This window comes from Tahibacter sp., from assembly GCF_035481375.1.
Classification (GTDB): domain Bacteria; phylum Pseudomonadota; class Gammaproteobacteria; order Xanthomonadales; family Rhodanobacteraceae; genus Tahibacter.
Genome location: NZ_DATIGT010000344.1, coordinates 29,758 through 40,133, shown reverse-complemented (window position 1 = coordinate 40,133; position 10,376 = coordinate 29,758). Strand labels below are relative to the sequence as shown.

Below are 10,376 nucleotides of genomic sequence, written 5' to 3'. Positions count from 1 at the left end.
AGCCACGGCAGGCCGGCCTCGATGTCGCGCGCAAGCGTGTCGGCGAAGCCGAGCCCGTCGACCGCGGCGTTGTCCCTCAGGATCAGCCGGCGTCCTTCCGGCAGCGCCGCGACGAAGTCGCCGGCCGCGGCCGGCGCGTCGCTGACGACTTCAGCCCACTGCCAGCCCGTCGGCGCTTCGACGCGTACTTTCAGGCGCAGCACGAACAGGCGCAGCGTCGGTACGACGGCTGCCGCGCTGCCGCCGCGAAGCAGCAGCAGGAAGCGCGCCTCGTCGGCGCGGATCAGATGGAACAGGCGTCGCACGCGACCCTGCGGATTGAGCCAGGCATTGAGCTGGCTGCCGCCGACCGGCAGGCCGGTCACGTCATTGCAGAACTGCGCCTGCGCAAAGGCGCCGGCGTCGGGGCCGGCGAGTTCGATGAGTTCGGTCGGAGCGGTCGGCGGCACGCGGATTTCCTGCTGGCGCGAAGACGCGAGTATCGCAAAACCCCCGCCGCGATCACCGTGATTCGCCGTGCGACGCTGCATCGGCCGGGCCGGGCGATCGCGGCCGGGCGCGGACGTTCCGACCTTGGTCGCAGCGCGCTCGCAGCCGGCCGTTGTGCGCTGCGCCAGGGTTGTCAGTTGGGGGCGCGGGCGTTAACCTTCGCGCCGCTTCAAGACCTATGCCCGAATCCACTTCCCAGCCAGTTCCGCCAGATCGCGTCGTGCCCGAGCCCAGCGCTCCCGCACCGACGGACGCTGCATCGCGTCCGCGCGAAATCGGCGGCCGCCAGGGGCCGGAGCCGACCCGCTACGGCGACTGGGAAAAGAATGGTCGTTGCATCGATTTCTGAGCGCGTCGCGGCGGGCTGAATCCGTCGTGCGAGTTCGAAAAGCGCGGCAACGCCGGATCGGAAACCCCGGTTGGCGTAAAGGATGGCGACCATGCCTCAAGCGGCAAGACCCAAGTCACCGCACCTCCAGATCTACCGTTGGCAGATCCAGATGGTGTCCTCGATTCTGCATCGCGCCGCCGGCATCGCGCTGGCCGCAGGGACGGTGCTCCTGGTCTGCCTGCTGGCGGCGCTCGCCGCGGGGCCTGAAGCCTACGCAAACGTGCAGAGCTGCTGCGCCTCGGTGTTCGGTCAGCTGCTGCTGCTCGGCTGGACCTGGTCGCTGGCGTATCACCTGCTCAACGGCTTGCGTCACCTGCTCGAAGACACCGGCGCCGGCTTCGAGATCAAGACCTTCGTCATGACCGGCTGGGTCGCCGTCGCCGGTTCGTTCGTGCTGACCGCGCTGGTCTGGGCCTGCGTCCTGCTGCAGCGGGGTGGCGCATGAGCGACAACGGAAAGCTCCGCACGCCGCTCAAGACCGTCCGCGGTCTCGGCTCCGCACGCGGCGGCACCCATCATTTCACGGTGCAGCGCATCACCGCCGTCGCGCTGGTGCCGCTGTCGTTCTGGTTCGTCTGGCTCGCGCTGAGCCTGATCCATCTCGACTACGCCGGCGCGCGCGCCCTCGTCGCGCATCCGTGCCACGCCGTGCTCATGGTCGCGTTCGTGGTCAGCGTGTTCTGGCACGCGCAGCTCGGCCTGCAGGTCGTGATCGAAGACTACGTCCACACGCCGGGCCTGGAGATCGCCTCCCAGCTCGCGGTCAAATTCCTCTGCGTGCTCGGTGCGCTGGCCTGCGTCCTCGCCGTCGTCCGCATCGCCCTCGGAAGCTGAGCACATGCAAAGTTACAAGATTCAGCAGCACAAGTACGACGTCGTCGTGGTCGGTGCCGGCGGCGCCGGTCTGCGCGCCACGTTCGGCATGGCGGCCAAGGGCCTCAACACGGCCTGCATCACGAAGGTGTTCCCGACGCGTTCGCACACCGTCGCGGCGCAGGGCGGCATGTCCGCCGCGCTCGGCAACATGGGCGAGGACGACTGGCGCTTTCATTTCTACGACACCATCAAGGGCTCGGACTGGCTGGGCGACCAGGACGCGATCGAATACATGTGCCGCGAGGCGATTCCGGCCGTGATCGAGCTCGAACACTACGGCGTGCCGTTCTCGCGCACCGAAGACGGCAAGATCTACCAGCGTCCGTTCGGCGGCATGACCACGCACTACGGCAAGGGCACCGCGCAGCGCACCTGCGCCGCGGCGGACCGCACCGGCCATGCGATCCTGCACACGCTGTATCAGCAGTCGCTCAAGCACGACGCGCGTTTCTACATCGAGTACTTCGCGCTCGACCTGATCATGGATTCCGAGGGCGTCTGCCGCGGCGTCATCGCGCTCGACATGGCCGAAGGCACGATCCACCTGTTCCGCGCGCATGCCGTCGTGCTCGCGACCGGCGGCTACGGCCGCGCCTACTTCAGCGCGACCTCGGCACACACCTGTACGGGCGACGGCGGCGGCATGGTGCTGCGTGCCGGCCTGCCGCTGCAGGACATGGAATTCGTGCAGTTCCATCCGACCGGCATCTACGGCGCGGGCTGCCTCATCACCGAAGGCGTGCGTGGCGAAGGCGGTTATCTCACCAACTCCAAGGGCGAGCGCTTCATGGAGCGCTACGCGCCGAACGCGAAGGATCTGGCCTCGCGCGACGTCGTCAGCCGCGCGATGACGATCGAGATCCGCGAAGGCCGCGGTGTCGGTGCGAATGCCGACCACATCCATCTGAACCTGATGCACCTCGGTCCCGAGGTCATCAACGAAAAGCTGCCGGGCATCGCCGAGAGCGCACACATCTTCGCCGGTGTGGACGTGACCAAGCAGCCGATCCCGGTGATCCCGACCGTGCACTACAACATGGGCGGCATTCCGACCAATTACCACGGCGAAGTCGTGCGCAAGGTCGGCGACAATCCCGACACGGTTGTGCCGGGCCTGTTCGCAATCGGCGAGGCGGCCTGCGTGTCGGTGCACGGTGCGAACCGTCTCGGCTCGAACTCGCTGCTCGATCTCGTCGTGTTCGGCCGCGCCGCGGCCAACCGCGCGGCCGAGGTCATCAAGCCGGGCTCTCCGCACAAGGATCTGCCGGCGTCGGTCTGCGACGCGGCGCTTGCGAACCTCGACCGTGCGCGCCATGCGAACGGCGCCACGCCGACCGCCGATCTGCGCCTGCGCATGCAGCGCACGATGCAGGAAGACGCCTCGGTGTTCCGCACCGACGCGGGCCTCAAGCGCGGTGTGGAGCGCATGCGCGAATGCCATGCGGCGTACAGGGACGTCCGCGTCAGCGACCGTTCGCTGATCTGGAATTCCGACCTCATCGAAACGCTGGAGCTGCAGAACCTGCTCGACCAGGCGCTCGTGACCATCGTCTCGGCGGAAAACCGCAAGGAATCCCGCGGCGCGCAGGCGCGCGAGGATTTCTGGACCCACGACGAAGCCGGCAATCTCGGTCACGAAGGCAAGCGCGACGACGAGAACTGGCTCAAGCACACGATCTGCACGGTCGATGCGGACGGCAAGACCGCGATCGACTACCGTCCGGTGCACATGTATACGCTCACCGACGAAGTGCAGGCCGTTCCGCCGAAAGCGCGTACGTACTGAGGAGCGACGATGGCACGCGAGGGCGGGCTCATCGCATGGCAGTGGCGCACCTACGCGGACAATCACCGCGACCGCGTCAACCTGCTGCTGCACATCGTCGCGGTGCCGGCCTTCATCGCCGGCATCCTCGCGACCGTGCGCCTGCTCGTCGCTGGTCTCTACGTCGGTGCCGGCATCGCTTTCGTCTTTGCGGTGTTCGCGTTCGCGGTGCAGGGCATCGGCCACAAGCGCGAAGCCGTGGCGCCGATTCCGTTCGACGGTCCGCTCGATTTCGTCGGCCGCGTGTTCGTCGAGCAGTTCGTCACGTTCCCGCGCTTCGTGCTGAGCGGTCAGTGGGCGCGGAATTTCGCGCGTGGCTGATCCCGTCGCGATCGTGCCCGCCGATGTCTACGCGCCGCGTCGCGCAGTCGGGCGCAACATCCTAGAAATCGAGGCGATCGCCGCCTCCCGGAGTCCGCAAGATGGCTGAGTTCACCCTGCCCAAGAATTCCAAAGTGCAGAAGGGCAAGCACTTCCCGGCTCCGGCCGGCGCGAGCAAGGTGCGCACGTTCAAGGTCTATCGCTGGAATCCGGACGACGGCCAGAACCCGCGCGTGGACAGCTACGACGTCGACATGGCCAATTGCGGCCCCATGGTTCTCGACGCGCTGATCAAGATCAAGAACGAGATCGACCCGACCCTGACCTTCCGCCGCTCCTGCCGCGAAGGCATCTGCGGCTCGTGCGCGATGAACATCGACGGCACGAACACGCTGGCCTGCACCAAGGCCGTCGGCGACTGCAGCGCGAAGGACGTGCCGGTCTATCCGCTGCCGGCCATGAGCGTGGTCAAGGATCTCGTACCCGATCTCACGCATTTCTACGCGCAGTACGCGTCGATCAAGCCGTGGATCCGCACGCAGAGCGCGCCGCCGCCGGACGCCGAGCGGCTGCAGTCCAAGGAAGACCGCGCCAAGCTCGACGGGCTGTACGAATGCATTCTGTGCGCCTGCTGTTCGACCTCGTGTCCGAGCTACTGGTGGAACGGCGACCGCTATCTCGGTCCGGCCATCCTGCTGCAGGCCTATCGCTGGATCATCGACAGCCGCGACGAGGACACCGGCGCGCGCCTGGACGATCTCGAGGATCCGTTCCGCCTGTACCGCTGCCACACCATCCTCAACTGCGCGCGGACCTGCCCGAAGGGCCTGAATCCGGCCAAGGCCATCGCCGAGATCAAGAAACTGATGGTTCTGCGCCAGGGCGCCTGACATGGCCTCCGACGCGACGCCCGCGCAGCCGCCGTTCTCGCCGCTGCGCTTCATCGGCTACACGCTGGTCGCGGGGCTCATCGGGGGCGTCGCGGTCTGGGCGATATTCAAGCTGAGTCCCGACCTCTGGCGCCTCGCACGCGCGCCGGTCAGCTGGTTCGCGCTGAGCATCGCGCCGCTGACGATCGGCTTCCTCGTCGTGCAGCGTCAGCCGCCGGCCGAACGCGGCTGGACCAGCCTGCTCTGGGCCTGGATCGCCTGCCTGCTGTTCACACTCGGCATGAACCTGCCGAGCATCACGAACCTGCGCGTGCTGCTCGCGATCCTCGTGTTCGTGCTGCCGGCCGCGACGATCGGCGTCGCCGCGGCGCTTCTGATGAAACGCCGCGAGCGCGCCGCACCGGGCGATGCCGCGTGAACGACGCCACGGTCGCGCGGCTGCGCTGGCGCTGCCGCCGCGGGACGCGCGAACTCGATGCACTCGTCGGCTGGTGGCTCGACGCGCGCTATGCGGCTGCCGGCGCGTCGGCGCAGACCGCCTTCGCCGAACTGCTCGACGTACAGGACCCCGATCTCTGGAACTGGCTGGTCGGACGCGAGCGCGCGCCGCGCGAGGATTGGCAGGCCATCGTCGATGACATCCGCGGCCGCGATCGCATTTGAACTGCGGCCCTCGGCGCTGCTGCGCGCCATCGCCTGGATAGTGTCCGTGCTGGCCGTGCTCGCGCTCTGGTTCAGCGGGCTGCGCGAGACACCGTGGCTCGCGGCAGGCGCGAGCGGCGTCGTGCTGTTCGTCGCGCTGCATCGGATCGGGCGGCTGCAGCCCCGGCGCTGGCAGCGCGTCGGCTGGAATGCCGAAGGCGTCTGGACGCTGCTCGACGAATCACGCTCGTTGACTGCCGCGCAACTGCTCGGCTGGCACGCGCTCGGCCTCATGCTGCTCGTGCGACTGCGCAGCGAGGCGGGCGAGGGCGTCACGCTGTACCTGCTGCCGGACAACCTCGACGGCGCCACGCGCCGGCGATTGCGCGTCAGGCTGGCCCAGGAAGCGCTGCGGCCGGCCTCGCGCTGAACACCGCGGACGGCGCGCCTTGCGCGCCCGCGGCGCCTATTGCACTCTCGCCCGATTCTCCGGTCTGAACCGTTTCCAAGGATTGCGACCCCCGGCCATGTTCCGACCGCTAGAGCTGTTCATCGGCCTCCGCTACACGCGCGCCAAGCGCCGCAATCATTTCATTTCCTTTATTTCGCTCGTATCGATGGCCGGCATCGCCGTCGGCGTCATGGCGCTGATCGTCGTGATCTCGGTCATGAACGGCTTCGACAACGAACTGCGCACGCGCATCCTGGGCATGGTCTCGCATGCGACGATCAGCAGCGTCGACGGCAGCATGCAGGACTGGGCTGGCGCGCAGAAGAAAGCCGAGGCGAATCCGCACGTGCTCGGCGCCGCGCCGTTCATCGAGCGCGAAGGCATGCTGCAGGGCGACCGCGTCGGCGGCGCGATCGTCCGCGGCGTGCTGCCGCAGGAAGAACCGAAGGTGTCCGAGGTCGACCGCAAGATGAAGGCCGGCAGGCTCGACGACCTCGTCGCCGGCGGCTTCGGCATCGTGCTCGGACGCGAGCTGTCGTACAAGCTCGGTGTCGATGTCGGCGATCAGGTCGTCGTCTACGCGCCGGAAATCCGCGCGACGCCGGTCGGCGCCGTACCGCGGCTCAAGCGCTTCACCGTCGTCGGCATCTTCGAGGTCGGCATGGAGGAATACGACGCCGGCCTCGCGATCGTGCATCTGGCCGACGCGCAGCGGCTCTACCAGACCGACGGCCCCGACGGCCTGCGCCTGAAACTCGATGACCTGTTCCGCGCATTCACGGTCGCGCGGGGCCTGTCGCAGGAACTCGGCAGCTTCTATCGCGTGCGCGACTGGATGCAGGGCCACGCGAACTTCTTCAAGGCGATCGCCATGGAGAAGCGCGTGATGTTCATGATCCTGTCGCTCATCGTCGCGGTCGCCGCGTTCAATCTCGTCTCGACGCTGGTCATGCTCGTGCAGGACAAGCAGGCCGACATCGCGATCCTGCGCACGCTCGGCGCGAGTCCGCGCAGCATCATGGGCGTGTTCATGGTGCAGGGCGTTCTCGTCGGCGCGATCGGCATCGCGATCGGAACGCTGCTCGGCGTCCTGCTGGCGCTGAATCTCGAAGACATCGTCAAGTTCGTCGAGAAGAAGCTCGACATTTCGGTGCTGCCGTCGGACGTCTACTACATCAGCGACCTGCCGTCGGACATGCAGTGGAGCGACGTCGGCATGATCGCCGCGCTCGCGTTCCTGTTCTCGCTGGTTGCGACGATCTATCCCGCGTGGCGGGCGGCGCGCACGCAGCCCGCAGCGGCGTTGCGCTATGAATGAGGACGCGGCAGTGACTGAAGTCGTACTGCGCGCCACGAACGTGGCCAAGACCTATCAGGAAGGCGCGCTGCGCACCGACGTGCTCGCCGACGTGAGCTTCACGCTCGCGCGCGGCGAGACGCTGGCCATCGTCGGCGCGTCGGGTTCGGGCAAGAGCACGCTGCTGCATATCCTCGGCGGACTCGACACGCCGAGCGCCGGCGAGATCGACGTCGTCGGCCAGCGCATGTCGGCGCTGTCGGACCGCGCGCGCGGCGAGCTGCGCAACCGCTCGCTCGGCTTCATCTATCAGTTCCATCATCTGCTGCCGGAATTCACCGCGCTCGAAAACGTCTGCATGCCGCTCTTGATCCGCGGCACCCCGATCGCGCAGGCGCGGCGCGAGGCGAGCGACCTGCTCGCGCGCGTGGGGCTGGGCCAGCGCCTCGAACACAAGCCCGGCGAGATGTCCGGCGGCGAGCGCCAGCGCTGCGCGGTCGCGCGCGCGCTCGTCACGCGGCCGGCCTGCGTGCTCGGCGACGAACCGACCGGCAATCTCGACGAAAAGAACGCCGCGCAGGTCTATGCGCTGATGCTCGAACTCAATCGCGAAGTCGGCACGAGCTTCATACTCGTGACACACGACGGCGGGCTCGCGCGGCGCATGGATCGCGTGCTCGAACTGCACGGCGGAAAGCTGACGACGCAGGGCTGAGGCGCTGCCTCGTCGCCGCGCTGCCGGCGATTCGTTCTGAATTTTCCGATCCGCGCGCGCGGCGTTCGCCGCTGTCGGTGATCGCGCGCGGCCGCGATGCTGTCCTCGACACCGGCACGGAGGCTGGCGATGCGACGGATTGCGGCAGGGCTCGCCTGGGCGCGACAGTTTTCGGCTGATCGTCTGCGCCATCCGCTGGCTCCGGCCGCATGGCTGGCGATGCTCGCGGGCGCGCTGCTGCTGCAGCTCGCGCCGCTGCTGCCGCCCGCGCCGCTCTGGGCGGCCGCCGTACTCACTGCCGCGTTGCTGTGGCGCTGGCCGCTGTCGCGCTGGCTCGCACTCATGCTGATCGGCGCCGCGTGGGTCGGCTGGCGTTCGGATCTTGCGCTGCGGCAGCGCCTGCCGGTCGCGCTCGAAGGTGCCGATCTCGATCTTCGATTGCGCCTCATCGGCCTGCCGGAACGGCGAGGCGAGGCAATGCGCTTCGATGCCTACGTTCTGGATGCGCGCCGGGACGGCGCGGCGCTCGCGTTCCGTGGTCGCATTCGCCTGGCCTGGTACGGCGCGGCACCGCCGCTGCGGCCATGCGCGCAATGGCAATTGCGCGCACGGCTCAAGCGGCCGCGCGGCGCCGTCAACCCGGGCGGGCTCGACATGGAGCGGCAGGCGCTGCAACTGGGCCTCGTCGCGACCGGCTACGTGCGCGACGAGGCCATGCCGCGCGAAACACGCGTCGATGATTTCTGCGTCGACGCCTGGCGCCAGCGCATCGCCGACGCGATCGACGCGCGCATCGGCGACGCGCGTCTCGCGGCCCTGCTGCGCGCGCTCGCCGTCGGCGACCAGCGCGGCTTCGACGAGGAACACTGGCAGGTGCTGCGCGCGACGGGCGTCGGCCATCTCGTCGCGATCTCAGGCTTCCATGTCGGCATGCTCGCGTTGGCGACCGCGTTCTGCGTGCGCCGCCTCTGGCGGCTGTGGCCTTCCGCCGTGCTCGCGGTACCGGGCGTGCTGCTGGAAGCGCCGTTCGCGCTGGCCGCGGCGACGATCTACTCGGCGCTGGCCGGATTCGGCGTCGCCACGCAGCGCACGCTGCTGATGCTGGCCGCCGTCGCGCTCGCGCGCGGGCTGCGCCGCAATCTCGGCGCGCCGCAGGCGTTGACGCTCGCGCTCGGCGCGATTCTCTTCGCGGATCCGTTCGCGATTCTCTCGGCCGGATTCTGGCTGTCGTTCGCCGGCGTCGCGCTGCTCGTGCATGTCGCGCGCGACGGACCGCCGCGGGCGTGGTGGCGCGAACTCGCGCCCGCGCAGTTCGCGATGAGCGTCGGCCTGCTGCCGCTCGGCGTCTGGCTGTTCGCGCAGACGTCGCTGGTCGGGCCGATCGCGAATCTCGTGGCCGTCCCATGGATCAGCTTCGTCGTCGTGCCGGTGACGCTCGCGGGCGCCTTGCTCGTCGTGCCGCTGCCGGCGCTCGGCGCGCCGCTGCTCGCACTCGCCGCCGCATTGCTCGCGCCGCAATGGGAATTGCTGCAGTGGCAGGCGCGCTGGCCGCTCGCATCGTGGCATTTCGCCGAGGCGTCGACCGGCGCGTTCGTGCTCGCCTCGCTCGGCGTGCTCTGGCTGCTGCTGCCGCGCGGCGTACCGCTGCGGCTGCTCGGCCTGCCGCTGCTGCTGCCGCAGCTCGCGCCGTCGACGGCGCGACCCGTCCCCGGCGATTTCGAAGCCACCGTCATCGACGTGGGCCAAGGTCTCAGCGTGCTGGTTCGCACGGCGCATCACACGCTGCTCTACGATGCCGGCGCGCGGTTTCCGTCCGGATTCGACCTCGGCGATGCCGTCGTCGTGCCGGCATTGCGCGCGCTCGGCGTGCGCCGGCTCGACGCCTTCGTCGTGAGTCATGCCGACAGCGATCATGCCGGCGGCGCCGCGGCCGTGCGGCGCGAACTGCCGCCGACGACGCTGCTGCTCGGCGATCCGCAGATCGCGCCGGGACACGGAGAACCCTGTCGTGCCGGTCAGCGCTGGCAGTGGGACGCGGTCGAATTCCTGACCTTGCATCCCGGCCCGGCGTTCCGCGGCAGCGACAACGACGGCTCCTGCGTGCTGCTCGTGCGCAGCGGCCATGCGCGCCTGCTGCTGACCGGCGACATCGGCGCCGACGTCGAACCGGCCGTCGCCGCGGCGGCCGGCAGCGCGCCGCTCGTACTCGTCGTCCCGCATCACGGCAGCAAGACCTCGTCGAGCGCGGCGCTGCTCGACGGGCTGTCGGTGCAGCAGGCGCTGATTTCCGCCGCACACCGCAGCCGATTCGGTCATCCGCATGCCGACGTGCTTGCCCGCTATCGCGAGCGCGGGATCCCGGTCGTCAACACGGCATCGGCCGGATGTATACGGATTTATTTTTCCGTATCTGCGCCGCCGCGCACGATCGAGCACTGCCGGCGGGAGCGGGGGCGGTATTGGCGTGAGTAGCCGGAAA

Annotated in this window: 12 protein-coding genes and 1 pseudogene; 12 read left to right on the top strand and 1 reads right to left on the bottom strand. The window is 68.8% G+C overall.

What is annotated here, in order from left to right; all coding sequences use genetic code 11:
* Positions 1-449, bottom strand: a pseudogene (locus tag VLF18_RS22920) (folate-binding protein); the annotation flags it as partial.
* A gap of 218 nt (positions 450-667) precedes the next feature.
* Between VLF18_RS22920 and VLF18_RS22915 the strand changes: the two are divergent.
* The 12 genes from VLF18_RS22915 to VLF18_RS22860 all read left to right on the top strand — a co-directional run bounded on the left by VLF18_RS22915 (position 668) and on the right by VLF18_RS22860 (position 10,369).
* A complete protein-coding gene (locus tag VLF18_RS22915; protein WP_325281951.1) occupies positions 668-838 on the top strand; it encodes a DUF1674 domain-containing protein in 171 nt (56 codons plus the stop codon).
* Between the two features lie 91 nt (positions 839-929).
* Complete coding sequence (gene sdhC / locus VLF18_RS22910) at positions 930-1,325, top strand: succinate dehydrogenase, cytochrome b556 subunit (protein ID WP_325281950.1); 396 nt, start codon at positions 930-932, stop codon at positions 1,323-1,325.
* Positions 1,322-1,714: a succinate dehydrogenase, hydrophobic membrane anchor protein gene (sdhD, locus tag VLF18_RS22905; RefSeq protein ID WP_325281949.1), complete on the top strand. Its 393-nt coding sequence runs from the start codon at positions 1,322-1,324 to the stop codon at positions 1,712-1,714. The genes sdhC and sdhD overlap by 4 nt, the downstream gene beginning before the upstream one ends.
* 4 nt (positions 1,715-1,718) lie before the next feature.
* Positions 1,719-3,542 carry a succinate dehydrogenase flavoprotein subunit gene (gene sdhA, locus VLF18_RS22900; protein ID WP_325281948.1) on the top strand — a complete coding sequence of 608 codons (1,824 nt, stop codon included), beginning with the start codon at positions 1,719-1,721 and terminating at the stop codon, positions 3,540-3,542.
* Between the two features lie 9 nt (positions 3,543-3,551).
* Positions 3,552-3,902 carry an Mpo1-like protein gene (locus VLF18_RS22895; RefSeq protein ID WP_325281947.1) on the top strand — a complete coding sequence of 117 codons (351 nt, stop codon included), beginning with the start codon at positions 3,552-3,554 and terminating at the stop codon, positions 3,900-3,902.
* Positions 3,903-4,003: 101 nt separating this feature from the next.
* The gene (locus VLF18_RS22890; protein ID WP_325281946.1) at positions 4,004-4,792 is read left to right on the top strand and encodes a succinate dehydrogenase iron-sulfur subunit; all 789 of its coding nucleotides are present in this window, start codon (positions 4,004-4,006) and stop codon (positions 4,790-4,792) included.
* 1 nt (position 4,793) lies between these two features.
* Positions 4,794-5,210 (top strand): hypothetical protein, encoded by a 417-nt coding sequence (locus VLF18_RS22885; RefSeq protein WP_325281945.1) that lies wholly within the window; start codon positions 4,794-4,796, stop codon positions 5,208-5,210.
* Positions 5,207-5,455 carry a succinate dehydrogenase assembly factor 2 gene (locus VLF18_RS22880; protein ID WP_325281944.1) on the top strand — a complete coding sequence of 83 codons (249 nt, stop codon included), beginning with the start codon at positions 5,207-5,209 and terminating at the stop codon, positions 5,453-5,455. The genes VLF18_RS22885 and VLF18_RS22880 overlap by 4 nt, the downstream gene beginning before the upstream one ends.
* Positions 5,427-5,864 carry a protein YgfX gene (locus VLF18_RS22875; RefSeq protein ID WP_325281943.1) on the top strand — a complete coding sequence of 146 codons (438 nt, stop codon included), beginning with the start codon at positions 5,427-5,429 and terminating at the stop codon, positions 5,862-5,864. The genes VLF18_RS22880 and VLF18_RS22875 overlap by 29 nt, the downstream gene beginning before the upstream one ends.
* 97 nt (positions 5,865-5,961) lie before the next feature.
* Positions 5,962-7,203 (top strand): lipoprotein-releasing ABC transporter permease subunit, encoded by a 1,242-nt coding sequence (locus VLF18_RS22870; RefSeq protein WP_325281942.1) that lies wholly within the window; start codon positions 5,962-5,964, stop codon positions 7,201-7,203.
* Positions 7,196-7,897, top strand: coding sequence for a lipoprotein-releasing ABC transporter ATP-binding protein LolD (gene lolD / locus VLF18_RS22865; RefSeq protein WP_325281941.1), 702 nt, complete (start codon positions 7,196-7,198; stop codon positions 7,895-7,897). The genes VLF18_RS22870 and lolD overlap by 8 nt, the downstream gene beginning before the upstream one ends.
* Positions 7,898-8,026: 129 nt before the next feature.
* Positions 8,027-10,369 (top strand): DNA internalization-related competence protein ComEC/Rec2, encoded by a 2,343-nt coding sequence (locus tag VLF18_RS22860; protein WP_325281940.1) that lies wholly within the window; start codon positions 8,027-8,029, stop codon positions 10,367-10,369.
* The last annotated feature ends 7 nt before the right edge of the window (positions 10,370-10,376 follow it).